Source organism: Thermosynechococcus sp. GLH187 (assembly GCF_031583395.1).
Taxonomy (GTDB): domain Bacteria; phylum Cyanobacteriota; class Cyanobacteriia; order Thermosynechococcales; family Thermosynechococcaceae; genus Thermosynechococcus.
The window spans coordinates 2,200,319-2,225,964 of sequence record NZ_CP134175.1; the positions used below are offsets into that span (position 1 = coordinate 2,200,319).

A 25,646-nucleotide genomic window follows, 5' to 3' on the forward strand; every position below is an offset into this window, starting at 1 on the left:
CCTGTGGAACGCACGATTGCCGAAATCAATGAAAAGATTACAGCAGGCAAAGCCACCGTTTGGACATTGGCAGAACTCAAAGCCCGCCTTGAAAGCTTGAGCATTGCGGAAGCAACGCGCCAAGTGGATGTGATCACGACGGGCACGTTTGAACCCATGGAATCGTCTGGGGCGATGATTAACTTGGGGCCGACGGATCCACCGATTAAACTGCGGCAGTGTTGGCTCGATGGCATTCCTGCCTACAGTGGTTTTGGCGCCGTCGATCTGTACTTGGGGGCAGCCCAATCGCTGGATCCCAATTCCGAAGCGGGCGAAGCCGACAGTCTGCGGGAGCGCGGGGGGGGCCATGTCATTGCCGATTTGATTGCGGGTAAAGCCATTCCCCTACGGGCAGTGGGCTATGTCACGGATTGTTATCCCCGCGCCAGTTTAGAAACGGTGATTAGCAAAGAGACGATCAATCAGTTCTATCTCTATAACCCCCGCAATCTTTATCAAAATTTTATTGTCGGTGTCAATGGGGGCGATCGCCCGCTCTATACCTACCTTGGTCCGCTGCAACCGCAACTGGGGAATGCTGTCTATGCCTGTGGCGGTGCCCTTTCACCTCTATTGAATGATCCCTACTTGCGACTGGTGGGGATTGGCACGCGCATTTTTCTCGGCGGCGGCATTGGTTATGTGGCGTGGGAAGGCACTCAACACTTCCCCTTGCAAAAACGGTTGGCTAACGACACCCCCATTGGTCCAGCGGCCACCCTTGCCCTGATTGGTGATGCCAAACAGATGGATCCCTTTTGGGTGCGCGGTTGCTATTTCAAGCACTATGGAGCGTCCCTGATGCTGGGGGTGGGGGTTCCGCTGCCGGTGCTGGATCAAGAGGTCATTGCCCGCTGTGCCATTCGCGATGAGGAAGTGGTGGCGCCGATTATTGACTTTTCAATTCCCCGCCGCGTGCGTCCCACCTTTGGCATGGTCAACTATGCTCAACTCAAGTCAGGCAAAATCAAGATTGAAGGCAAAACTGTGCGCACCGCTCCCCTAACGAGTCTTTACTTTAGTCAGCGCATTGCCGAAGTCCTCAAAGACTGGATCCACAGTGGTCGTTTTACCCTCACAGAACCCGTTGCCCCCCTGCCGCGCGATCGCGCCTTTCTGCCACAGCAACCTTGGATGCCCGCTGCCAGTGATGATTAATGACTTTTGGCGGGTAGCAACCCTCCTTTCGCTATAATGACCAATAGTTCAACTACCTTGGCCTTGGCAATTCTCCAGTCCCCGACCGAGTGATTCAGGCCACTGCTGAACACTTGCCGATGGGTGTTTAATAAAAATATAGGGTTCTGGATTCCAGCGATCGCGGACAGACGAAAAGTTGCATCCTTCACTCACTTAATTTCGTCATGCGTATTATTACGGTTGTTGTATGTTCTAGTTGTGTGTCAGTCTCAGCGTTAGGGTAGAGGTCAAGGGCTGTGCAGTATCTCGCCGAGGTGATTAAAAAAACGGGTTTCATGGGGACGAAATCCGAGTTGAAGTTGTTGATGCGTGAGCAGTCGGGCTACTGGCACCCTGTCCCCCAAAACGAAGAAACGATTCCCTTTGACAACAGTCGTGACTACGGCAATGGTGTGTTGGTCTTTGTCGAAATGGCCGCCAACCGCCAGATTCAAAACGTGGATGAAGCAACGCGCCGTCTCACCGGTATCTTGCACGGCTTCACACGGATGCGTGAGCGGTTCCAAAGTCAAGAGGAAGAAATTGAGGGCTGGAAGCAATCCCTCTCCTATCAGGCGGAAGCTCTCAATCAGCGGGAACAGGAATTTGAGCAGCGCAGAGAAGAACTCCAAGAACTAGAGGCGCAACTGGCCGGCGCTGAAGAGCAACTAGCACAACTCAACAAATTGCGAGAAGAATTGACCGCCGAGGAACAGCGGATTCAAGCAGAGCGCCAAGCCCTTGAAAATTTACGCCACCAAGTGCACCAAGAGCAGCAGCGCTGGGAACAACTTAAATCAAGCCACAGCGTTGGCCTATCCCCAGAGCAAATTCGCCAAGTGGACTCGATTTTGCAGCAGTTGGCAGAGACCCTCAACAGTGGTGGGCGTCCTCAAATCGCGGAATGTTTTCAAATTTTAGACCAGCAGCAGGCCTTGCTGAGTCAATACTGGCAGCAACTGGAGCAACTGGAGCAGGAGCTGAGTCAACGGCAAGCTGCCCTAGAGGAACAACTGCAAGCCTTCCATGCAAAGGAGGAGACGTGGCGCACCGCCCAAGAACAATTTTGGCAAGACAGTCGGGCGATCGCCCTGCAGGAGGAACTCTGCCGCTACAAACAGTCCGTGCTTGAAAAAGAACGTCACCTCCTTGCCCAACAGGAAGAAATGATTCAGCAAATGCGCCAAGCCATGGTCAGTGATCTCACAGAGGCCGTGGATGTGAATGCCCTGATGAAAATGCCCATGGAGGAACTCGAAAAAGAAGTCGCCAACCGCGGTAATGACCTCAAACGTGCCTCTGCCTTTGTCAACGATCAAGAAGAAGAGCTAAAAATGGCTCTGGAGTCCTTAGCAGAACTGGAGCAAAAAGTCAAAGACGCCAGTGATTTCGATCGCCTGCAACTGGCAGGAGAACTGGAGGACGAACGCCAGCGCTGTAATCTGCTCAATCAGGCGCTTGAAGGACAGCGGCAAAATATCCGTGAAAAAGAAGCGATCTACAAAATCCACAAACAAGTGCTAGAGGCGCGCAAAGATCCCGCCTCCCAACAGGGCATTAGCCTCATTCCCATCCTCAGTGAACTGGAGCGCCAGTTTCAAGAGTACAGTGTGGCTGTCAATCAACTCGCGGAAGAATTGCAGCAGGCCTATACTGATCTCGAAAGTCTGCGCCACGACCTTGAAGAGCGCCGCAAACTGCAACAGCAGCAAAAAGATCAACTCAGTCAAGAAGAACAGGCACTGATTGAAGAGCAACGGTTACTCGCTGCCAAGCGCGGCCAAGCGAATCTGCTGCGGGAGATTTTACAGCCCGTTCAAGATCGCCTCAATCACCTGCGCCAAGGCCTAGAGGGACTAAACCAAAATATCCTCAATGGCCGTCCCAGTGCTCTCATTTCTGAATTGCAGCAGGTCGTCATGAATCTAGGGCAGGGGGCTTAGTCGCTAATTGCGCTGCCGCATCGCGTCTCGGACTTTGGTTTCGCCTGCGCGGTTATTTTGCTCACGGTACAGTTTCAAAGCCATTTGATAGGCACTGCGAGCCTCCTGCCGCCGCCCTTGCGCTGCCAAGGCTTTGCCCAAGCGATAAAATCCCTCGGGATCTCTAGGGTTGATCTGCGTAGCTTGACGATAAATTGCCGCCGCTTCAAGGGGGTTGTTCTGCTGCATTAACAACTCGCCAAAGCTAAAGTAGGTGGCTAGCCGTTCCGGTTGCAAAGTGATTAGGCGGCGATAGGTTTGAATGGCTCGCTCGGGTTGATTCGCCGCAACGGCCAGTTCAGCCACCTGTTGTAGCAGATCCGCATCCCGCTGACCCAAGTTAGCGGCGCGATCAATCGCTTGCCAGCCATTGCTAGGATCGCCGGCGGCCAGAAGTGCCATCCCCAAGTTGAGTTGAATCGAGGCATTGCCGGGGGCAAGGCTTGCCGCCTGTTGCAGACTACTGAGGGCTTCAGGAATATTGCGTTGTTGGAGCAGCAAAACGCCTAATCCCTTTTGAGCCGTCCAATTGCGGGGGTCAAGACTGAGGGCGGAGCGGTAGGCCTGTATAGCGCCTTGGGGATCCCCCATGCGGGCGAGAATCACCGCCAGTCCTTCGTAGGATTGGGCATTACGGTTATTCAGGCGAATGGCTTGGCGGTAGGCGGCAGCAGCCCCGTGGTTTTCCCCCATCATCCCCAGACTGTAGCCGAGGGCATAGTAAAAATCAGCGTTTTGTTGATCCAGCTCAATAGCGCGTTGGTAGGCACGGGCGGCTTCGGCAAATTGTCCCTGCTGGGCATAGATGTAGCCAATGGCAGAATGCACGCGGGGATTACGGCTCTCGCTCTGGAGCAGTTGCTGATAAATGGCCAAGGCTTGGGCATAGTTTCCTGCTTCCACTAGCCGTCGCCCTTCTTGCATCAGCGTGCTGACTTGGCTATTGGCGTGTACTGGCGATGCCATCCAAAGGCCAAGACTGGCAATACTAGCCCACAAAAGGGAATTGAAGCGCATCGTGAGTGAGTCCTCCTCGCAAACATTAACCCCAACTTAACGGTTGTTTACAGCTCTCTTAAGAGATACTGCAAATTCCGCCAAGGGCGATCGCCAAGGGTTAAGAGATCTAGTTAAGGCAAACTAAGGCTCTATTCTGGACAATTTTGACCCGAATGGCAAATCAAAAGGTAGGTGTGCGATGGCGAGACGATGCAACATTGCCCTTGTGGGCAGCTACAACAGTGGCAAAACAACCCTTGCAGAAAGCATTTTGCGCCTTACCCACGCCACGAGCAGTAAGGCCAGTAGTCTTCTAGATACCAGCCCTGAGGCTCGCGATCGCCAAATGGGGGTAGAACTGAATGTCGTTCATACCCAGTATGGAGACTTGGAGCTGACGCTTCTCGACTGTCCCGGCTCGGTGGAATTGCTGCAAGAAACCCTCAATGCCCTCGTGGGGGTGGATATGGCGATCGTTGTCTGTGAACCCCTGAGCGATCGCGCCTTTACCCTAACCCCCCTGTTCAAATTCCTCGATGACTGGCAGATTCCCCATATTCTTTTTGTCAACAAGATGGAGCGCGCCCATGACCCCTACATGGAGATCCTCGCGGCCTATCGCCAAGTTTCCAGTCGCCCCTTGGTACCCCACCAGTACCCCATTTGGCAGGGGGATGATCTCTTGGGCTACATTGACTTGGTGACGGAGCAGGCCTATCACTATCATGCGGGGGCAGCGGCGGATTTAGTTCCCTTTCCTTCGGAATTACAAGCCGTTGAACAGGCGGCGCGGGCGGAGCTACTGGAGGCTCTAGCCAACTATGATGACCACCTTTTGGAAGAACTCCTTGAGGATATTGCGCCGCCAGAAAGTGAAATCATGGCGGATCTGCGCTGGGAGTTGGGAGCCGATTTAATTGTGCCCGTCTTTTTTGGCAGTGCGCAAACGGACTACGGTGTGCGCCCCCTATTGGCAGCCCTTGATCGCGAAGCACCCGATGCCACAGAAACTGCTGCCCATCGCCAGATCAATGGTGAAGAACCCCTCGCCCAAGTGCTGAAGACCTTCTATCTACCCCAAGGAGGCGGCAAGCTCTCCCTCGTTCGGGTCTGGCAGGGTACCTTGACCGATGGTATGAGCTTGAATGGGGTGCGCGTGGGGGGTATCTACCGTGCCCAAGGTACACAACTGGAATCCTTGGGACAAGCCACAGCGGGGGACATCGTTCTCTTGGCGCGGCTAGAGGGCATTCGTACGGGTGAGACCCTCAGTATCAATGGTCAGGCGGTGCCTTTGCCCTGTGCCCCCCAACTAGAACCCGTCTATGCCTTGGCCATTACCCCCAGTAAACGCAGTGATGAGGTGAAGCTCACCAGCGCGCTGCAAAAACTCCTTGAGGAAGATCCGGCGCTGCGCTGGGAACAGCATGGCGATACCCATGAAATTATTCTCTGGGGACAGGGTGACATTCACTTGCAGATTGCCCTTGATCGCCTGCGCCGCAAATATAACCTACCGATGCAAACCCATCTCCCCCAAGTCCCCTACAAGGAAACCATTCGCCGCAGCACGAAAAACAGTCATGGCCGCTATAAACATCAAACCGGTGGCCACGGCCAGTTTGGCGATGTCTACCTCGATATTGCTCCCCTAGAACGCGGCAGCGGCTTTCAATTTAGTGAAACCATTGTCGGCGGCGTTGTGCCCAAGCAATATATCCCCGGTGTCGAGCAAGGGGTGCGGGAATTTCTCAACCAAGGACCGTTGGGATTTCCGATCGTGGATGTGGCGGTGACCCTCACCAATGGCTCCTATCACTCCGTGGATAGCTCTGAGCAGGCCTTTCGCCAAGCGGCTCGCCTCGCCATGCAAGCGGGAATTCCCCAGTGTGAACCGCAACTCCTAGAACCCATCATGGCAGTCCAAGTGTGGATGCCCCAAGCTTTTACGGCTAAGGTGATGCAGGCGTTGACGGGGCGGCGCGGTCAGGTTTTGGGCTACAGCAATAAGGAGGGTTGGCCCGGCTGGGAACAGATTGAGGCTTATTTACCCCAAGCAGAAATGCATGACTTTGTGGTGGAGTTGCGATCGCTGACAATGGGCACAGGTGGCTTCCATTGGCAATTTGACCATCTTCAAGAAGTACCGGAGAAACTGGCCGCGACGATTGTCCAGCGCCACAAAAAAGCCTAGGCTACCAGTTGAGCCGCCTTGGCCTGCAATTCCTGAAGTCGTGTGGCCATAATCTGCTGAATCTGCGCCTCCTGCTGGCGATCGCTCGCATCCAGATCATCAGCCACGGTGCCGGGAGCCGCTTGGAATTTCTTGAGTTGACGGTCAAAGAAACTATTGGGAAAGCGGCGGTACTCAACGGTCTGCTGCTGGAGGTGGGCAGTGTGGCAAAACTGGTGCAGCCAATGGGCATAGGCCACATCCTCAGCCCCATAGCGAAATTGGCGAAACACCTCCTCTTCGGGAAAGCCGCCAATAAACTCATGGACTTCGCGGCGCACGGCGAGATTGAGCACCAGCGTTTGCTCGAGGCTTTTGTGCCAGTAGGGATGCAGGCGATCGCGACAATAGACCCCCGTGCGTACCGCCCCAAAATACGCTGGGGCATAGGGTGCGGGTAAAGGCTGATTCAACACCGATAGGGCTAAAAACAGATGCTCAGGGCGGTAGAGATCATCGGCATCACAGAAAAAAATCACCTCCCCTTTGGCCAAGCGCACCCCCATGTTCCGCGCTGCCGCAATCCCAATATTCGTCGGCAAGCCCACCAATTGTAGGGGCACGGCATTCGGCCATCCTGCCGTCGCCACATCACAGGTGTGATCCGTTGAACCATCGCTAATCAGGATGAATTCCCCCGCAGTGGCGTAGGGGAAGTGCTGTTGGAGGTAGCGGCAACTGGCGGCAATGCTCTCAAGGGTTTCCCGAAAGACCGTTTCTCCCCGTTGGGTCACCACATTGTAGGCGGGCATCACAATCGAGAAGGAACGTAGGCCAGCAAGTTCCACAGCAAGTCCCTCAGTCACTCGCCCTCATTTTCTCCCTAGGAGCGGCTGCGATGCAAAAATTTCCCGAGGGGTTGACAAACGCTCAGGGCATTCGCTACATTAACTAATGCTGAGTCTTGCCCCCATCGTCTAGAGGCCTAGGACACCTCCCTTTCACGGAGGCGACGGGGATTCGAATTCCCCTGGGGGTATCCTCCATTGGCAACCTCAACGTGAACGGTCGATATTTGATTCGCCGCTCCCCTGCCAAAGTGCCACAATACGGAAAGTAGTGCAGGAGACAAAGGATGGACTGGGCAACGCGGGTGATGCGGGTCACGCCGTCGGTAACGCTGGCGATTGATGCCAAAGCCAAGGCAATGCGCGCAGCGGGAGAGGATATCTGTAGCTTTAGTGCGGGCGAACCCGACTTTGACACCCCTGCCCACATTCGTGAGGCGGCAAAAGCAGCGCTCGATCAAGGCAAAACCCGCTATGGTCCGGCGGCAGGGGAACCGGCCTTGCGGCAGGCGATCGCCACCAAGCTCAACAACGACAACCACCTGCCCTATCGCGCCGAAAATATCCTAGTGACCAATGGCGGCAAGCAAGCCCTCTTTAACCTGATGCTAGCCCTAATCAATCCCGGCGATGAGGTGATTATTCCTGCCCCCTACTGGGTGAGCTATCCAGAAATGGTGCACTTGGCCAGTGGCACGCCGGTGATTGTGACAACCACTGCGGAAACCGGCTATCGGATTACCCCTGCCCAGCTAGAGGATGCCATTACCCCCAAAACACGGCTCTTTGTCCTCAACTCCCCCAGCAACCCCACGGGCATGGTCTATACCCCCGAGGAAATTCGCGAACTAGCGGCAGTCATTGTGCGGCATCAACTGTGGGTGATCTCCGATGAGATTTACGAGAAGATTCTCTACGATGGGGCTGAACACCTGAGCATCGGTGCTGTCAGTGAGGCGGCCTTTGAGCGAACCATTGTCTGTAGTGGCTTTGCCAAGGCCTATGCGATGACAGGTTGGCGTGTGGGCTATCTGGCAGGGGCAACCGATGTCATTAAAGTCGCCACGAAAATTCAGAGCCACAGCACCTCAAATGTCTGTACCTTTGCCCAATACGGTGCCCTTGCGGCTCTAGAGGGAAGTCAAGCCTGTGTGGCCGAAATGGTGGCCGCCTTCCGCGATCGCCGTGCCTGTATCTATGAACGCATTTCTGAGATTCCTCGCCTGCGCTGTCTCAAACCCCAAGGCGCCTTTTATCTCTTTGTGGATATTAGCGAAACGGGTTTAAGTTCCGTAGAGTTTTGCGATCGTCTGCTGGAGGAAGAAAGAGTGGCCACGATTCCCGGTAAAGCCTTTGGCATGGATGATCACATTCGCCTCTCCTACGCCACAGATTTGGCCACCATTGAAAAAGGCCTGACGCGACTGGCAAAATTTGTCGAGCGGCTCTAAATCCACAACTGCGCCATCGGTAGGAGAAACCCCGGCATCACCTCACTGCAATCAACCACCTCAGGGGAGTCCAAAACCACCACTTCCGCTTGGGGACGATAGAGTTCCACTTGACGGTCTTGGGAATTGATCAGCAGCCCCAAGCGCACCCCCAGTCGCCGATACTCCTGCATTTTGGCGCGTAAGCGGTCAATCGCATCCGAGGGCGATCGCAACTCAGCAACGAAATCCGGCACGATGGGGATAAAGCCCGTCAGATCAACGCCCTCTAGGCGGGGGCTAGCAATCCAGGAGACATCTGGGGAGAGTTTGCCGCCCCCCAAAGCTGTAAAGTCATAGCCCGTTGAGGAATCAAAGGCACGCCCCAGTTGCGTTTGCCGGTTCCAAAGCCCCACTTCCACAATCAGCTCAAAATTTTGGGCACCCGTTTGCCCCCCCGTTGGCGGCATGACAATCAATTCTCCAGCCTTGGTCAATTCTAGGCGCAGATCAGGATTATCGCGGCAGAGCTGATCAAACTGCTCTGGGGTCACCTGCACCGTTGCATTGCGGACATTGAGCAGCAGCGGCGAGCTGTCCACGGCTGTCGTAGAAGTCATAACAGTTGGTTCAAGCCGAATAACTTGATCCTAGCGAAGGCGACTTAGAGATGGTCTTTGACGTATTTCCACGCTAGTTTGGCTGCACCGACGATGCCCGCGTGATTGCCAAGGGTGGCTCGCAAACAGTGGAGGTTATTGCGGGAGGTGGGCAGCACCCGCTCTTCCAATTCAGCAATCATCGAGGGAAAAAAGAGGTCACTGGCGGCACTAATCCCCCCACCAATAATCACTGCTTCGGGGGTGAGGACATACACAAGGCTCGCAATGCCAGCGGCTAATTCACGGCCATAGCTTTGCCAGAGGGCGATCGCCTCAGGGTCACCATTGTTGGCTCGCTCTGCCATCTCATGGGGTTCACAGCCCCAGCGCCGCCGCAGGGCTTGGGCAGAAACATGTTGCTCAAGGGAACCGCGATTGCCACTGTTGCAGGGAGGCCCTGTGTAGTCGAGGGTAATCAGCCCCAACTCGCCGGCGGCGCCATCCCGACCGACAAAGAGATCGCCATTGAGGATGATCGCACCGCCGACCCCCGTCCCCAAGGTCAGCAAAATTAGATCCTTAAACTGACTCCCTGCCCCTAGCCATGCTTCTCCGAGGCCGGCACAGTTGGCATCGTTACCAATCACGGTGGGCTTGCCCGTCAACTGTTCGAGGCTGTCGCTAATGGGCACTTCGTACCAGTCAAGGTTAATCGCACGGCGGGCAATACGACCAGTGGCATCCACAGGCCCCGGTATCCCCATCCCGATCGCCAGCGCCCGATCCTCCCCATCCAGTTCTTTAATCCCCTGCACAATGGCTTTAATCACCCGTTCTGGAAAGGGGGGCTGAGGGGTCGGCAACGTCAGGGCATTGAGGCAATCTCCCTTGGGACTAAAGCGCCCCATTTTGATGGCAGTGCCACCAAGATCAACACCAATCACGTAGGGTTCACTCACAGAGATTTTGTGGGTCTCAATTGCAGGCGATCGCGGGCATCGTCGCCCAGTTGAATCGTCACATCCGATGCTAACACACCTGTACTCTCCACCCGCACTTCACCAAATCCCAGCAATAGCTGCACCCGCCGCGCTGCCGCCAAATCCCCCTGCTGAGCAATGATCCGTGTCATCGGGAGCGGTTGGGGCAATGGCTCTGCCAGCAAAGGATCAGGGTAACCGGCGGTTTGCAGTTGCTGACTCAGACGCATGACCAATGATTCTGGCAGGGTGGTATTTTGAATCGCAATGCGCACCTGGGCAGGGGGGGTCAAACCCGTCTCGCGCGGATCAGCCGTGGGAGTATCGCGGAAATAGTGATCCGTCAGCCAAGCAATCCGTTGGTAATCGGGCAACCAATAGCTCACTTCCACTTCATCGGTGCTGCCATTAAAGTTCCCCGGCAGCATCAGAAACTCCACCCGCGATCGCGGCAAGCTAGTGAGGAATTGCCCCAAGCTCATCAGTTCCTCAACCGTTAAATTGGTATCCAAGTTTTCGCGAATAATACTGAGAAGCTGGGGGGTACGGGCAAGGGTTTCGGGGCGAGCCGTTTGCTCCATTAGTGTCCGCAAAAACATCTGTTGTCGCTGCACGCGGCCAATATCGCCAAGGGCATCGTAGCGAAAGCGCAGAAATTGTAGGGCTTGGTTGCCATTCAGGTGTTGTCGTCCGGGCTGCAAATCAATGTAGAGGCGCTGACTGTCATCCCGATAGCGCATGGCTGTGGGTACATCCACTGTCACCCCCCCAAGGGCATCAATGAGTTTCTCAATGCCTTGAACGTTAATGCGCAAATAGCGATCGATGGGCACATCCCCCAGCAAATCACTCACGGTTTCCGCCGCCAGTGCGGGTCCACCGAGGGCATTGGCTTCGTTAATTTTGGCGTCGCCTCGGCCGGGGATAAAGGTCAGCGTATCGCGGGGAATTGACAACACCACTAACCGTTGCTGCACTGGGTCAAAACGCACGAGTAGCAGTGAGTCCGATAGCCCTTCAACGGAATTCACTAGGGCATGGTAGGTAAGGTTGGGGTCAGGCGGTTCATCTAAGTCGGAGGTTAAAACCTTGGAGCCAATGAGCAGTAAATTCAAGGGTTGATGGAGCCTTGCCCCTGTCCAGCGATCGCCCCGTTGAAACACCTGCCACTCCCGACTGCTGAGCGATCGCTGCATAAGCGGTGTACTCTGACTCAATAGCCCCCAGAGTGCCCCCAAGCTGCCGGAGATTAAGGCAACCCCTAGCCACAACACCAGTCGCCAAAATAAACCCCCTTCTTCAGGCGGAGCGGGTCGTCGTCGGTGTTGCCATCGAATAAACACTATTGCCTCGGCACACTAAAATTCCCTTAAGCCTACCATATAGCCCTTTTCTCCTATGACGTACATGAAGCGTCTTCGATACGGAGTTTCACCCTTTGGAGCCGGTGTCATCCCTGTAAAAAGAACTGTCAACAAGGTGGCAGGATACAATACTCAGATACCCAACCTATACGCAACCGATTGCGGCCAAAATGCAATTTATTGACCTTGCCGAAATTCATGTCAAAGCTGGAAAGGGGGGCGACGGCATTATTGCCTTTCGCCGTGAAAAATACGTGCCTGCGGGAGGCCCCTCAGGGGGGAATGGTGGCAATGGTGGGTCAGTCATTCTCAAAGCGGTACCCCATTTACAAACGCTGCTGGACTTTCGCTATGCCCATGTCTTCAAAGCGGACAATGGCCAACGGGGCGGGCCGAATAACCGTACGGGTGCCTGTGGTGCAGATTTAGTGATTGAAGTGCCCTGTGGCACCATGGTTTGGGATGCCGAAACCGAGGAATTGCTGGGAGACCTCACCACCCCCGGTCAAACGCTGCTGGTGGCTAAGGGGGGCAAAGGGGGTTTAGGGAATAAGCACTTCCTGAGTAATCATCAACGGGCACCAGACTATGCCCTACCGGGGCTAGAGGGGGAAGAACGGCATCTCCGACTAGAACTCAAACTACTGGCGGAAGTGGGCATTATTGGCCTGCCCAATGCCGGTAAATCCACCCTAATTTCGGTGTTGTCGGCAGCGCGACCGAAAATTGCCGATTATCCCTTTACAACCTTGGTGCCCAATTTAGGTGTGGTGCGCCAACCCAATGGTGATGGAACCGTGTTTGCTGATATTCCCGGTCTCATTGCCGGTGCCCATGCGGGGTTGGGGTTGGGGCATGAGTTTCTCCGCCATATTGAGCGTACCCGTCTGCTGCTGCACTTGATTGATGCCACGGCTGAGGATGTGGTGGCTGCTTACCAAACCATTCGCGATGAGCTAGTGGCTTATGGTCACGGCTTGGCCGATCGCCCGCAAATTATTGCCCTCAACAAAATTGATGCCCTAGAACCTTCCCAAATTGCTGCAGTTCAAGACACCCTTACTGCCTATGCCGGTCAACGGGTTTTTGCCATCTCTGCGGTGGCGCGTCAGGGGTTAGAGCCTCTCTTAGATGCCATTTGGCAGGAACTGGGGGTGAGCGTTTCCCATCAGTATTCTTGATTGTGACGGGTGCTGTTGAGGAACCACCGAGGAAAAAATGAACACCAGAAGATGCCTTGTCCGGGGCGCGATCGCCCTTGGAAGTAGTCTGATTCTTGGTCTGTGTTCGCCAACTCTAGCCCAGCCATCCCCCCAGCAATTTCAGGAACTCGCCAATCAAATTGATCAACTGCGGGAACAAGGTAATATGCAGGCTGCTATTCCCCTAGCAGAGCGCTTTGTGACCTTAGTGGAAAATACACTGGACAGCAACCATCCCCTTTTGGCAGCCAGTCTCAACGAATTGGCAAAGCTCCATGTTGAGCAGGGAAATTATGCAGCAGCCCTCCCCCTCTATCAGCGGGCATTGACTATCTACGAGCGTGCTGGCGGGTCAGATCAACCAGAGGTGTCTGCAACACTCAATAACTTGGCCAATCTTTACCGTGCGCAAGGGAACTATGATACTGCGTTGCCAGTGTTTCAGCGGGCATTGGCGATCGCCACCAAAAACCTAGGGTCAAATCATCCCGAAGTGGCGGTCATTCTCAATAACATCGGTCTCCTCTACACTGAGCAAAAAAAGAGGGCAGCCGCCCTGCCCTTGTATCAACGCGCCCTCAGAATCTTTGAGCAAACCCTTGGGGAGAAGAGTCCCTACGTGGCAACAACGCTGAACAACCTCGCAGCCCTGTATCGGGAACAAAAGAATTATGCTGACGCCTTGCCCTTGTACCAACGTGCCCTTCAGATTCGCGAACAAACGTTGCCCGCAGGTCACCCCGATATTGCTGCCAGCCTGAATAATTTAGCCACGCTCTATTTTGATCAGCGCAACTACGCAGCGGCACTGCCTCTCTATCAACGGGCGCTGGCGATCGCCCAATCCCGCCTTGGGGAAAGCCATCCCCATACCGCTGCTGCGCTAGGAAACCTTGCTGCGGTCTATTGGCAACAGGGAGATTTGAGGCAGGCCCTTGCCCTACTGAACAATGTTCAAGAAATCGAAGAAAAGAACCTCACTCAAAATCTGGTCGTTGGCGCCGAGGATTACAAGCGTAGGTATCTGGCTACCTTTGAAGACACGACGAATGCCATTCTCACGCTGCACCTGCAGAGCCTGCCCCAAGATCCTGAGGCCACTGCCTTGGCTCTGACAACACTTTTGCGCCGCAAAGGGCGACTACTGGATTTTCTCAGCCAAAATCAGGCGCGGCTCCAACAGGAACTGTCTGCTGCAGACCAATCAAAGCTGCAGCAATTGATAACCCTGCGAACCACCCTTGCAAGGATGGCCTTTGCGGCAGCAGAACCCGTTGCTGCTTCCCAACTGCAGCAACTGCAGGCGCAGGCCGATGCCCTAGAGTCGGAGTTGAGTCTGCGCAGTCCTGCCTTTCGCGAACTCACTGAACCAGTGACAATTGCTGCTGTGCAACGGGCCATTCCTGCCAATGGGGTGCTAATTGAGTTTGTGCGCTATCGCCCCTATGACTTTAGCAAGCGGCAGTTTAGTGAGCCGCGCTATGGGGTCTATGTGTTGCCGGCTAGCGGCTCACCCAAAGGCAAAGACATTGGTTCTGCAGCCGAAATTGATGCCCAAATACGCCAGATCCGTTTGCGGTTGGCTGACCCCCGTTTGCCCAAATCCGAAGTTCAACGGGCAGCTCAGACTTTGGCAGCGCAGTTAATCACACCCATTCTGCCATGGATTGGGGCGGCCAGCCATTTGCTCATTGCCCCCGATAGTGAGCTCAACACCATTCCCTTTCAGGCGCTTGTGGATGCCCAAGGGCGCTACTTGGTGGAATCCTATCTCATTACCTTGCTCACCTCAGGACGAGAACTGTTGCGTTTGCAATCCGAATCAGAGTCTACCGCTGTGCCTTTGATTGTGGCTGACCCCAGTTTTGATCATTCCTTTGGCAATGCCGTCGCTTCCCCGCCGCTGCGCTCCCTTGACTTGCGGGGGTTGGCCTTTGCTCCTTTGCCGGGGACAGCCCAAGAAGCCCAAGCCCTCAGGGCACTCCTACCCCAAGCACGGCTATTGGTTCAAGGGGCGGCCACCGAAGCAGCGGTTAAGGCGGCGAAGTCCCCAAAAATTCTCCACTTGGCTACCCATGGCTTCTTTCTAGCCCCATCAGGAAACAGGGATATTCTGGAAAACCCCCTCTTGCGATCCGGGTTGGCCTTAGCGGGATTTAACCAACGCCAGAGTGGTTCAGACGTGGATGATGGTGTCCTTACTGCTTTGGAAGTGACCGGCATGAACCTCAGCGGCACAGAATTAGTGGTGTTATCGGCCTGTGATACGGGACGGGGGGAGGTGGTCAACGGTGAAGGGGTCTATGGTCTGCGCCGCGCCTTTACCATAGCCGGGGCGCGATCGCAGGTGAGTACCCTATGGAAAGTGGATGATCAAGTAACCCGCGATATGATGGTGGCCTTTTACCAAAATCTGCGCCGAGGCATGGGGCGCACAGAAGCCCTGCGGCAAGTCCAGCTTCAGCGACTCAAGGATGAATCCCCCTACTATTGGGCGGCGTTTGTTTCCAGTGGTGATTGGTCTCCCTTAGCATTGCCCCGATGACGATGGTTCGTGCCATTCAATACCGTCTTGCACTGTGGTATGTGGGGGTAACGGCACTCCTGCTCCTCATCTTTGCCACGGGGTTCTTTTTCTATGTGCGGGGAACCCTGATCGAGCGCATTGATGACACCCTCAGCCACGTTGTTGAGGTGGTGAGTCGTTCCCTGATTATTGACACGGCCACGGCGGAAGCCATTGATTGGCAAACCAGTTTAGGCAGTAGTCCCCTTGCGGCACTGGAGGAGGATCACATTGACCTAGAGGGGTTTACTCCGGATCAGCAGTTGGCTTGGAGCACGTTTTCAGAACCCCTTGATCTGCCCTTGCATCTGAATCGGACAGCAGAAACGGTGCAGGTGGGGGAGGATCGCTGGCTACGGCAGATGACGGTGGCCTTAGTGGTGGGCGATCGCCTACTGGGCTATTTGCGGGTCAGCCATCCTTGGTTCGAGGTGACCCAACCGAGTCAAGCCCTACTCTGGGATCTCTTGGTTGGTATGACCATCACGCTGACACTGGTGAGTATTAGTGGCTGGTTTTTGTCACGGCTGGCGATCGCCCCCCTGCAGCAGTCCTATGCTTATTTGAAGCAATTTACCGCTGATGCTTCCCATGAATTGCGCAACCCCGTGGCCCTCATTCAAACCAATGTCCAGGTTGCCTTAGCCACTGCGGATCCGGAAACCCAGCGCCAACAACTCCTAGTCATTGAACGCCTTAGTCGTCGCCTCAGTCGCTTAGTGGATGATTTGCTCTTTCTAACTCGTCAAGATAGCGGCATGATTCCCCTGCAAGCCCAGCCCTGTCACCTTGATGCCCTGCTTTTGGGGGTGATTGAGGAGCAAACGCCCTTGATTGAGCAAAAACACCTTCAACTGGCGTTGGAGCTTGCGGATCCCCAGACCTCAGAGACAGAGGCCTATCGTCTGTGGGGCAACCCCGATCACCTGAGTCGTTTGTTAACGAATATCCTCAGTAATGCCGTGCAATATACCCCTGCCGGTGGTCAGATTCAAGTGAGGTTGGATCAGCAGGGCAAATTCTACCGCCTGGTGATTGCCGATAATGGACCGGGGATTCCCGCCAGTGAACTGCCCCGCCTGTTTGATCGCTTTTATCGCCTTCAGGGCACAAAGTCTGAAGGGACGGGTTTAGGGCTGGCGATCGCCCAATCCATTGTCAAAGCCCACCGCGGTCAGATTCAGGTGACTAGCGAAGTCGGTCAAGGCACCTGCTTTACGATTCTGCTGCCAGCGGAAATAAAAGAGATCTAGATCACTGGTACGATCATCGCCAGAGTTATCCCCAAATCCGCCAGTTTTATTAGGATTGCCACCACTGTGGAAAAGAAATCGCGTTCGCTTGCCCATGTTGCCACCATTGTTGCCGTTGCAACGCTGTTGAGTAAAGTCGCGGGACTGGTTCGCCAGCAGGCGATCGCCGCCGAATTTGGTGTTGGCGCCGCAGTGGATGCCTACAGTTATGCCTATGTGATTCCGGGGTTTCTCTTTGTGCTCTTGGGGGGGATCAATGGCCCGTTCCACAGTTCGATCATCAGTGTGGTTCTCAAGCAACCGCCCGAAAAAGCCGCGCCCCTCGTGGAAACCATTACCACCGTTGTGGGTGCCCTATTACTGGTGCTGACCGCCATTTTGATAGTGCTGGCTGACCCCTTAATTCAACTCATTGCCCCCGGTGCCAGTCCAGAGATTCAAGCCTTAGCCGCAGAGCAGTTTCGGATTATGGCACCCTTGGCCGTGCTCTCGGGTTTGATTGGCATTGGCTTTGGTACCCTCAATGCTGCCGATCAGTACTGGTTGCCCTCGATGAGTCCCTTGCTGTCTAGTTTGGCAGTGATTATTGGCATTTGGTTCTTTGCCGATCAATTTGGCCCAGCAGTGCTCGCTTGGGGAACCCTAGCGGGAGGGGTGCTGCAATGGCTTGTACAAATTCCTGCCCAATGGCAAGCCGGCATGGGTACATTGCGATTACGTTTTGATCTCAATCGTCCTGAGGTGCGGGAGTTAATTCAACTCATGGGGCCTGCTACCCTATCCTCGGGAATGCTCTTGATCAGCGTCTATATCAGTCTCTTCTTTGCCTCCCAGTTGCCTGTGGGGGCTGCGTCGGCCTTGAGTTACTCCCAACTGCTCTTTCTAACGCCCTTAGGGATTCTCTCCAATGTGATCCTTGTGCCCTATATGCCCATTTTTTCAAAGTTGGCACAACCAGAACATTGGCCGGATCTCAAGGAACGCATTCGCCAGAGTTTGGTACTCACTGCCTTGAGTATGATGCCCCTCGGTGGCATGATGGCAGCTTTGGCATTGCCGGCAGTGCGGGTGGTCTATGAGCGGCGTGCCTTTGATTTTCAGGCCTCCCAACTGGTGGCGGCGCTACTATTGGTTTATGCCATTGGTATGTTTTTCTACCTTGCCCGCGATGTTATTGTGCGGGTCTTTTATGCCCTAGAGGATGGCCGCACACCCCTCTACATCACCCTCTGGGGATTGGGATTTAATGCCCTGTTTTGCTTTTTCTTTACCCAAGCCTTTGGCGCTGTTGGGTTGGCAATGGCCACGGTTGGGGTGAATACCGTATCGTTTATTGCCCTGACTTGGATTTTGCACCGTCGTTTGGGGGGGCTACCTTGGGGGGAGCTAATTGTGCCCTTGGTGGGAATTGCCCTAGCCAGTGTGCTCAGTGGTGGGGCAGGTTGGGGTGCCCTCAAAGGACTGGAATTGCTCTGGGGGCGGGAAGGCTTGGGGGTGCAACTGTTGCAGTTGGCGATCGCCGGCAGTGTCAGCCTAATTGTTTTTGCAGCGGCTATCTCGCCCCTAAATCTACCGGAGCTAGAGTTTTTCCTGAGCAAAGTACGGCGGTTTTTGCCCAAGCGATACCAGTCATAGATTGCATAGTATGCTAGTAGATTGGCCAATAACGAGCCGCGTTTTTTCTTCTCTCCGTTGCCTCTCATCCCATCTGCCTCTGCCGTGGAGTACACCATGAAAGTTGTTTGTTCACAATCAGTTCTCAGTAGTAAGCTTGCCCCCCTGAGTCGCGTTGCGCCGAGCAATCCGTCGCACCCGATTTTGGCGAATATTCTCCTGCAAGCTGAAGGTGGCCGCCTCGGACTCTCCGTCTTTGATCTCAGTTTGGGGATGCAAATCTGGCTGGATGCAGAGGTGAAGGTGCCGGGGGCAATTACTGTTTCTGCCAAGCTCTTTACTGAGATGGTGTCGCGGATGCCCAATCGCGATATTGAGATTACGGCGGAAGATACGCGGGTGATCCTCGACTATGGCAGCGGTTTCTTTGAGATTCAGGGGATGAGTGCCGAGGAATTTCCTGCTCTGCCCACGTTAGAGGATGTGACACCTGTAACCTTGACCGCAGAGGCATTGCGGCGGGGACTTCAGGGGAGTTTGTTTGCGGCGAGCACCGATGAAACCAAGCAAATTCTCACCGGGTTGCATGTGACGTTTGAGATCGATCGCCTTGAGTTTGCAGCAACCGATGGTCACCGCCTCGCCGTTACGCTGACTGAACAGCCTGTGCCGGAAGCCCTCTCGCCGATTACAATTCCGGCAAAATCCCTCAAGGATCTAGAGCGGCTGATGGCAAAACAAGACGGGGATGTAGCGCTGCGCTGTGACCCGACTCAAGTGGTGTTTGATATTGGCAACGATGCTCGCATTACCAGCCGTCTGTTGGAGGGGCAGTATCCCAATTACCGCCAACTCATTCCCAAAACCTTTGCGCGCCAAGTCACGGTGGAGCGATCGACCCTAGCAGATGCCCTAGAACGGGTGGCAATTCTTGCGGCTCAAAAGAATAACGTCGTCAAAATCAACATTGATGCCGAGGCTCAAGAACTCAAACTCTCGGCTGAGGCGCCGCAATTGGGCAGTGGCGAAGAGAATGTACCGGCTCAGATTTCTGGGGAGTCGATGGAGGTGGCCTTCAATGTCAAATATCTTCTCGAAGGACTGAAGGTGATGAATAGTTCAGAGGTGCAACTGCAACTCAACGGCGAAACCCAGCCTGCGATCCTCCTCCCCCTTGGGGAAGCCCAGATGAAATACTTGGTGATGCCGATTCAAATTCGCAGTTAGCGCAGGAAATTGCTGGTGAGCCAAAAGGTGACGAAAACGCCAATGCCCACCAGTTGATCCACATTGAGGAAGACCCCCGGCAGACCAAGCTGGTAAATGCCCATGGCGATCACTGCGCCCAATATCAAGGCAAGGAGGGTGATCAAAAAGGCACGGCCAAGGCGTTGTTCCTTGCGTTGCAGCCACACGAGGTTAAAGCCAACCCCCAGTGACAGCACCAATGCCAAGGTATCGGGATTGGCCTGAGACAGCCCGATCGCCATCAGAACGGCATAGACCGTTGAGGTAATGGCAATGCCCCGCAGGTTGGGGGTGTCTAACTGTTGCTGCCACCACTGAAGGGCGGGATGATTCGCAATGCGATTGGGCTTAGCTGGCGCCGGTTCATTGAGTTGCTCAGCATAGCGAATGCGCTCAGGCACTTTGATTTTGCCCTCTTGGCGTTGCCGCAGCCGATCCATCAAAATGGCATCGTAGGCTGCTTCAATTTCGGTACGCTGCCGTTCATCCCCCGGATGAGCCGCTAATAGCGCATCCCGTGCTTCCTTGATTTGCTCGAAAGAAGCGTCTTCCGGCACTTGCAGCTTTTCGTAGGGGTTGTCACTCATGGCAAATTGATCTTTGTTCATTGGCCATTCTTACGGGCGGTATCAACAGCGGACTGAAGGCTACCCTACAGCTTAACGATGCCGCACCTTTCCAAGGAGCTAATTTTGCTCGTCCAGAGAGATGGCAGAGAAAAACGCTGTAGCACAATCGCCTTCCCTCAAATTCTAACCACTTCCTAGGGAAAACGAGAGAAAGTAGCGCTCAAAGGGATACAACCGCCTAAATTGTAACAAATCATTTACTTTCGAGATTTTTAATAATTCTTTACAACGATGCGGGCGATCGCCCCCTAGGAGAAACGTTTCTTTTTTCAAATGTTTTTTGGCGCGATCGCTGGGCAGGTCAATTTTAGCCTTGGGTGCAATCGGTCAGGGAATGACTTGGCGGGGGGAGTTTTTGTATTTTTGTTTAATTTAACTAAAAAACTAACAGCAAAAAAATTAAAGATAACTTCTCAAAGAACCGCCAGTTTCCTGAGAGACTTCCAAAACTTGAAAAAGCGTTTGCTCATCCTCAAATCAGCTGAAATTTTATTACAAAAAGATTATTTTTCTAACCACTGCCGCTTCTAGCGATCGCTGGCCGAGAATAGCAGTTAGGTCATCGTGTCGCTCCATTACTTAGGAGGCAAGGTCAACGTGAAACTCGCAGTGTACGGTAAAGGCGGAATTGGCAAATCCACCACCAGTTGCAACATCTCAGTGGCGCTGGCGCGGCGGGGTAAGAAAGTCCTGCAAATTGGCTGTGACCCCAAACACGACAGCACATTTACCCTGACAGGCTTTCTGATTCCCACCATCATTGACACGCTCCAAGCCAAGGACTACCACTACGAGGATGTCTGGCCAGAGGATGTGATCTACAAAGGCTATGGCGGTGTGGATTGCGTCGAAGCGGGTGGCCCCCCGGCTGGGGCAGGCTGTGGTGGCTATGTCGTCGGTGAAACGGTCAAGCTCCTCAAGGAACTCAATGCCTTCGATGAATACGATGTCATCCTCTTTGACGTTCTGGGGGATGTGGTCTGTGGTGGCTTTGCGGCCCCCCTTAACTATGCCGATTATTGCCTGATTGTCACCGATAATGGTTTTGATGCCCTCTTTGCGGCGAATCGCATTGCCGCCTCCGTCCGTGAAAAAGCGCGCACGCACCCCCTGCGCCTCGCGGGTCTCATTGGTAATCGCACCAGTAAGCGGGATCTCATTGAAAAATATGTGGAAGCCGTGCCCATGCCCATCCTTGAGGTGCTGCCGTTGATTGAGGATATTCGCGTGTCACGGGTCAAGGGCAAAACCCTCTTTGAGATGGCCGAAAGCGATCCCAGTCTCAACTATGTCTGTGACTACTACTTGAACATTGCCGATCAAATTTTGGCGCGGCCTGAGGGGGTGGTGCCCAAGGATGCCCCCGATCGCGACCTTTTTGCCCTGCTCTCCGACTTCTACTTGAATCCCCAAGGGTCAGAACGGTCACTCGCAGCGGTCTAAAACTCCCCTAGAATACTCCACGGATCCCCTTCGCTGGAGTGAGTATGAACCCTGAGCAATTACGGCAAAGCGCACGCAGTAAGTGGCTGGCCTACTACCAAGAAAACCGCCATTGGATTGTCCGCTTGGCGATTTGGAGTACCTATCGCGGTCAACGGCGCCCCTCCTCAAGTTTTATTTTGGGGGTGCTGACGGCTTTGGAACCGCGCTTACTGGATGCTCTACCCGTCATTGTCGAACTCAGCAACGATCCCGATCGCATTATTTCTGCCTTGGGCTTGAACTTCAACCCCGACGAAGAACTGACCAACGGCGATAACCCTGCTCAACTGCTCCCCGAACCTCGCTTACTACCCCCTAAGCCCTTTGTCAGTAATCGGGCTGAAGAACACGGTGAGGAGGCTGCTCAAAGTCATCAAACCTAGTTCCAATCGTTTCTAAATTTGGAGGCTCTCCCTATGACTGCGACTGCTCCCAATGCCCTCAACTTTGAGTGTGAAACGGGCAATTACCACACCTTTTGTCCCATCAGCTGTGTGGCTTGGCTGTACCAAAAAATTGAAGACAGTTTCTTTTTGGTCATTGGCACCAAGACCTGTGGCTACTTTTTGCAGAATGCGATGGGGGTGATGATTTTTGCGGAACCCCGCTATGCCATGGCGGAGCTAGAAGAGGGGGATATTTCGGCGCAACTCAATGATTATGAAGAGCTAAAGCGCCTCTGCCTCCAAATCAAGCGCGATCGCAACCCCAGTGTCATTGTCTGGATTGGCACCTGCACCACGGAAATTATCAAAATGGACTTGGAGGGACTGGCGCCCAAGCTCGAAGCCGAAATTGGCATTCCCATTGTTGTGGCTCGCGCCAATGGTCTCGACTACGCCTTTACCCAAGGGGAAGATACGGTGCTAGCAGCCATGGCCGCCCGTTGTCCCACGCCCACAGCGGTGAGCGATCCAGAGGAACGCAACCCCATCCAGCGCCTTCTCAACTTTGGCAAGAAAAAAGAGGATCTCCAAGCTGAATCCCACCAGTACCACGACCACCCACCCCTTATTCTCTTTGGCTCTCTGCCCGATCCCGTGGTGACCCAACTCACCTTGGAATTAAAAAAACAGGGCATCAAGGTGTCAGGATGGCTGCCTGCCAAACGCTATACCGAATTGCCAGTGATTGATGAGGGCTACTACGTTGCTGGTGTGAATCCCTTCCTCAGTCGGACGGCTACGACCCTGATCCGCCGCCGTAAATGCAAACTGATCACCGCCCCATTTCCCATTGGTTCGGATGGCACCCGCGCTTGGATTGAGCAGATTTGTACCACTTTTGGGATTCAGCCCCAAGGCCTAGCAGAGCGGGAAGCCGAAACTTGGGAAAAACTGAGCGACTACCTTGAATTGGTGCGAGGCAAATCGGTCTTTTTCATGGGGGATAATCTCCTAGAGATCTCCCTAGCGCGGTTTTTGATTCGCTGTGGTATGCGGGTACTAGAAATTGGCATCCCCTACATGGATAAACGTTACCAAGCAGCCGAGCTAGAACTCTTGACGAAGACTTGTGCCGAAATGGGGCATCCCCTCCCCACCATTGTTGAAAAACCCGATAACTACAATCAACTTCAGCGGATTAAGGCGCTCCAGCCCGACCTTGTGATTACGGGTATGGCTCATGCCAATCCCCTCGAAGCCCGTGGCATCAGCACCAAGTGGTCTGTGGAATTCACCTTTGCCCAAATTCACGGCTTTGGCAATGCCCGTGACATTCTAGAACTCGTTACCCGTCCGCTGCGGCGCAATCAAGCCCTTGCAGGGTTAGGTTGGCAAAAAATGGTGACCCACTAAAGAATGAACCCCCTCTGAACAGACTCGGAGGGGGCAATCCCTACTTAGAGGCCTTAGCGTCGCCGTGGGGGTTGGAGAATCTGGTTTTGCAGGTTAGGCGGCATACTCCCCGGTGTTGGCGAGTACTGATAGCCGAACCCCGCATTCTGGGTATCATCAACAATCTTCGGCGTCACCATCACCACCAGTTCATTGCGTTGACGCTGGTTGCTCTCGCGGCGGAACAACCGCCCCAACAGGGGAATGTCTCCTAGGATTGGAATCTTAGTCACCAACGAGCGATCTTGATCTTGGATGATGCCCGCCAGCATCAAGGTTTGGCCATCCCGCAAGCGAATCCGCCCCGACTCCATCCGCCGTTGCGAGATCAGTGTCCCCGTGGAACCACCCGTCCCTGGGAAAATCACATCATAGGTACCGCTGGGAGCACTTACCTCTGGAGACAATTGCAGCGTTATAAAACCATTATCGTCAATTTGCTCTACGGTGACATTAAAAATCACCCCCACAGGTCGCAGGATTGGGCGAATCTGTTGAGTCGCGATCGCCCCGCCGCCACCAGTGGCTTGTTGAGCAGCAGTGGATTCAATGCCAGAGAAAATTTCTTGGGTCAAGTTGACTTGCGCAGCGCTGCCTTCCTGAATGACAAGGGTGGGGTTGGTTAGAATTGTGGCATTGCCAGTTTCAATAGAAAGTCGAAGCTGCGCAAAAAAGTCGCTCAGTAGATTCCCCACGGGTGTACTGCCAAGTGCGCCAGTGAGGGGGGCAGGGGCAGGCACCCCAGGTACAGGTGGCGTGGTGCCGCGAATCACCGTTAAACCATTTGGATCTAAAATGGCTCCCCACAGGCTGCTGCCAAAATTAGTAATTAAGTCTGCATTGGCTGTGCGTCCTCGCAACAGGTTCACATCAATAAACTTGACATTGACCATTACCTGCCGCTTACGGATGTCAAATTGCTGAATCAGTTGGGTGGCAATTTCTACCTTGCGGGGGGAGCCGATGAGGGTGACTGTGTTGGTGCGGGGGTCACCCACCACCTCTAGCCCCTTTAGCAGGGAGCTACGGCAAATTTGACCGACGACCCCGCTCGCTGCTGCTGGTACTTGCAGCTGCTCACAGCCGGTTGGCGCTTGGGATGGACCTGTATCTGGCAAGTTTGCACCATACATTTCCAACAGCTGCACTGCCCCTAGTTGCAGGTCACCCTCACGGGTACGGGTTTCGCGGTTGAGAGCAGTTTGGGCGGTTGTTGCAGCCTGGGCACCCCCAGCTCCGCTCCCGATGGTGCCCCCCGTTTGAGCCAGAGAGCTGATTTCCCGTGTCGTTGAACCCGCCCCAAAGACGCGCATCTGATTAAGGCGAATGGTGCGGACAATGCGGTTTTGGGCATCGGGGGGTAAGGCTTGACCCACAAAGATAGTGCGGCCTTGGCGATTGGCTTTGAGGTTAGTGACCCGCAGCACATAGTTGAATACGTCTTGAACGGATTCATTCTCGATATCGAGGGAGATGGTGACGCCGCCCCCTTCCCCATTGCCTTCCGGAAAGACAACGTTCATATTGGCGGCACGAGCCAGTAGGGAAAGAACCTCCCGCACTGGAGCCTCCCGCAGCAGTAGGCGGGGAATCCGTTCATTGGTGCCCAGTTGGATGACATCCGCATCCGCATTGAGGGGGCTAATCAGCATATCGCCAACAGGGGGTGGCACTGGGCGCGGCAGAAAAGGCGGCACCGCACTAGGGCCGGGGGGCATGGCCATGGGTTGACCCGTGGGGGCAACTTGGGGGCCAGCAGAGCCTTGAGCGGTGATGAAGTTAATTTGCAGGCCATCGCGTCCTTCGCGGATGACTTCACCAATGGGAGCAGCACTAATGCCATTCACGGTGACGCGGATGGTTTTGGCGTCCAGTTGCACCACCTCGACGGAGGAGATACCGGGGGCGGGGTTGTCTTGGCGGAAGGCACCCCCTTGGGGCAGGCGCAGTTGGCTATTGGGAATATCAGCAATGGAGGCATTGCCGCGATTGACTGTGAAAACCGCTGGCCGTAGATTCCCCTGCACGTTGAAGAGGAGTTGAATGCCGTTGGGCGCTGTTACCAGACGAACTCCCGTGATTTCCGTTGCTGTGGCCCAAGTGGGGGTTTGACTGGCAGCAACAAGGGCGGTTGTGGCCACCCCTAAGCCGAGACGATGTAAAAGCTGACTCACGATGCTTGACTCCTCACGAATGCCACCAAATGTATGAA

General features: G+C 54.4%; 20 protein-coding genes and 1 tRNA gene. 14 read left to right on the forward strand and 7 right to left on the reverse strand.

Features of this window, described 5'->3' with window-relative positions; all coding sequences use genetic code 11:
* Positions 1-3: 3 nt before the first annotated feature.
* Positions 4-1,200: a homocysteine biosynthesis protein gene (locus tag RHI63_RS10815; protein WP_310821580.1), complete on the forward strand. Its 1,197-nt coding sequence runs from the start codon at positions 4-6 to the stop codon at positions 1,198-1,200.
* 317 nt (positions 1,201-1,517) lie between these two features.
* A complete protein-coding gene (hmpF, locus tag RHI63_RS10820) occupies positions 1,518-3,164 on the forward strand; it encodes a pilus motility taxis protein HmpF (RefSeq protein WP_310822023.1) in 1,647 nt (548 codons plus the stop codon).
* 3 nt (positions 3,165-3,167) lie between these two features.
* Here the strand turns inward: hmpF and RHI63_RS10825 are convergent, their stop codons facing one another.
* The gene (locus RHI63_RS10825; RefSeq protein ID WP_310821581.1) at positions 3,168-4,220 is read right to left on the reverse strand and encodes a tetratricopeptide repeat protein; all 1,053 of its coding nucleotides are present in this window, start codon (positions 4,218-4,220) and stop codon (positions 3,168-3,170) included.
* A gap of 181 nt (positions 4,221-4,401) precedes the next feature.
* On the opposite strand from RHI63_RS10825, the gene RHI63_RS10830 reads away from it, so the two are divergent.
* Positions 4,402-6,396, forward strand: a complete 1,995-nt coding sequence (locus tag RHI63_RS10830) for an elongation factor G (protein WP_286625052.1) — start codon at positions 4,402-4,404, stop codon at positions 6,394-6,396.
* Here the strand turns inward: RHI63_RS10830 and RHI63_RS10835 are convergent.
* Positions 6,393-7,241, reverse strand: a complete 849-nt coding sequence (locus RHI63_RS10835; protein WP_206200162.1) for a glycosyltransferase family A protein — start codon at positions 7,239-7,241, stop codon at positions 6,393-6,395. The two genes, RHI63_RS10830 and RHI63_RS10835, sit on opposite strands and share 4 nt — an antisense overlap.
* Before the next feature lie 100 nt (positions 7,242-7,341).
* On the opposite strand from RHI63_RS10835, the gene RHI63_RS10840 reads away from it, so the two are divergent.
* Together RHI63_RS10840 and RHI63_RS10845 are read left to right on the forward strand one after the other, a co-directional pair.
* Positions 7,342-7,414 (forward strand) — tRNA-Glu (locus RHI63_RS10840).
* 96 nt (positions 7,415-7,510) lie between these two features.
* Positions 7,511-8,674 carry a pyridoxal phosphate-dependent aminotransferase gene (locus tag RHI63_RS10845; RefSeq protein ID WP_310743043.1) on the forward strand — a complete coding sequence of 388 codons (1,164 nt, stop codon included), beginning with the start codon at positions 7,511-7,513 and terminating at the stop codon, positions 8,672-8,674.
* Here RHI63_RS10845 and RHI63_RS10850 read toward each other — a convergent pair.
* From RHI63_RS10850 to RHI63_RS10860, 3 genes are read right to left on the reverse strand one after another with little or no spacing between them, the layout of a single operon-like run.
* Entirely contained in the window at positions 8,671-9,273 is a 603-nt protein-coding gene (locus RHI63_RS10850) for a Uma2 family endonuclease (RefSeq protein WP_206200164.1), read from the reverse strand. The genes RHI63_RS10845 and RHI63_RS10850 overlap by 4 nt on opposite strands.
* A gap of 44 nt (positions 9,274-9,317) precedes the next feature.
* Positions 9,318-10,214, reverse strand: a complete 897-nt coding sequence (locus RHI63_RS10855; RefSeq protein WP_302678291.1) for an ROK family protein — start codon at positions 10,212-10,214, stop codon at positions 9,318-9,320.
* Positions 10,211-11,578 (reverse strand): LCP family protein, encoded by a 1,368-nt coding sequence (locus RHI63_RS10860; protein WP_206200166.1) that lies wholly within the window; start codon positions 11,576-11,578, stop codon positions 10,211-10,213. Before RHI63_RS10860 ends, RHI63_RS10855 begins: the two co-directional genes overlap by 4 nt.
* A gap of 191 nt (positions 11,579-11,769) precedes the next feature.
* Between RHI63_RS10860 and obgE the strand changes: the two genes are divergently transcribed.
* The 5 genes from obgE to dnaN all read left to right on the forward strand — a co-directional run bounded on the left by obgE (position 11,770) and on the right by dnaN (position 19,461).
* The gene (gene obgE, locus RHI63_RS10865; protein ID WP_310821582.1) at positions 11,770-12,780 is read left to right on the forward strand and encodes a GTPase ObgE; all 1,011 of its coding nucleotides are present in this window, start codon (positions 11,770-11,772) and stop codon (positions 12,778-12,780) included.
* 37 nt (positions 12,781-12,817) lie between these two features.
* Entirely contained in the window at positions 12,818-15,346 is a 2,529-nt protein-coding gene (locus RHI63_RS10870; protein WP_206200168.1) for a CHAT domain-containing protein, read from the forward strand.
* Positions 15,347-15,348: 2 nt separating this feature from the next.
* Complete coding sequence (locus tag RHI63_RS10875) at positions 15,349-16,620, forward strand: cell wall metabolism sensor histidine kinase WalK (protein ID WP_225901719.1); 1,272 nt, start codon at positions 15,349-15,351, stop codon at positions 16,618-16,620.
* Between the two features lie 66 nt (positions 16,621-16,686).
* Positions 16,687-18,255, forward strand: a complete 1,569-nt coding sequence (gene murJ, locus RHI63_RS10880; protein ID WP_310821583.1) for a murein biosynthesis integral membrane protein MurJ — start codon at positions 16,687-16,689, stop codon at positions 18,253-18,255.
* Between the two features lie 96 nt (positions 18,256-18,351).
* Complete coding sequence (gene dnaN / locus RHI63_RS10885) at positions 18,352-19,461, forward strand: DNA polymerase III subunit beta (protein WP_310821584.1); 1,110 nt, start codon at positions 18,352-18,354, stop codon at positions 19,459-19,461.
* Here the strand turns inward: dnaN and RHI63_RS10890 are convergent.
* Positions 19,458-20,090, reverse strand: a complete 633-nt coding sequence (locus RHI63_RS10890; protein ID WP_310821586.1) for a CPP1-like family protein — start codon at positions 20,088-20,090, stop codon at positions 19,458-19,460. The two genes, dnaN and RHI63_RS10890, sit on opposite strands and share 4 nt — an antisense overlap.
* A gap of 294 nt (positions 20,091-20,384) precedes the next feature.
* On the opposite strand from RHI63_RS10890, the gene RHI63_RS10895 reads away from it, so the two are divergent.
* The 4 genes from RHI63_RS10895 to RHI63_RS10910 all read left to right on the forward strand — a co-directional run bounded on the left by RHI63_RS10895 (position 20,385) and on the right by RHI63_RS10910 (position 23,395).
* On the forward strand, positions 20,385-20,642 hold the full coding sequence (locus tag RHI63_RS10895; protein WP_302678296.1) for a hypothetical protein: 258 nt from the start codon (positions 20,385-20,387) through the stop codon (positions 20,640-20,642).
* A 66-nt stretch (positions 20,643-20,708) separates the two neighbouring features.
* Positions 20,709-21,554 (forward strand): ferredoxin:protochlorophyllide reductase (ATP-dependent) iron-sulfur ATP-binding protein, encoded by an 846-nt coding sequence (gene bchL / locus RHI63_RS10900; RefSeq protein ID WP_149819367.1) that lies wholly within the window; start codon positions 20,709-20,711, stop codon positions 21,552-21,554.
* 44 nt (positions 21,555-21,598) lie between these two features.
* Positions 21,599-21,979: a DUF5331 domain-containing protein gene (locus RHI63_RS10905; protein WP_206200172.1), complete on the forward strand. Its 381-nt coding sequence runs from the start codon at positions 21,599-21,601 to the stop codon at positions 21,977-21,979.
* Between the two features lie 33 nt (positions 21,980-22,012).
* The gene (locus tag RHI63_RS10910; RefSeq protein ID WP_206200173.1) at positions 22,013-23,395 is read left to right on the forward strand and encodes a ferredoxin:protochlorophyllide reductase (ATP-dependent) subunit N; all 1,383 of its coding nucleotides are present in this window, start codon (positions 22,013-22,015) and stop codon (positions 23,393-23,395) included.
* A gap of 53 nt (positions 23,396-23,448) precedes the next feature.
* Here the strand turns inward: RHI63_RS10910 and RHI63_RS10915 are convergent, their stop codons facing one another.
* The gene (locus RHI63_RS10915) at positions 23,449-25,608 is read right to left on the reverse strand and encodes an AMIN domain-containing protein (RefSeq protein WP_310821588.1); all 2,160 of its coding nucleotides are present in this window, start codon (positions 25,606-25,608) and stop codon (positions 23,449-23,451) included.
* Positions 25,609-25,646 lie beyond the last annotated feature (38 nt).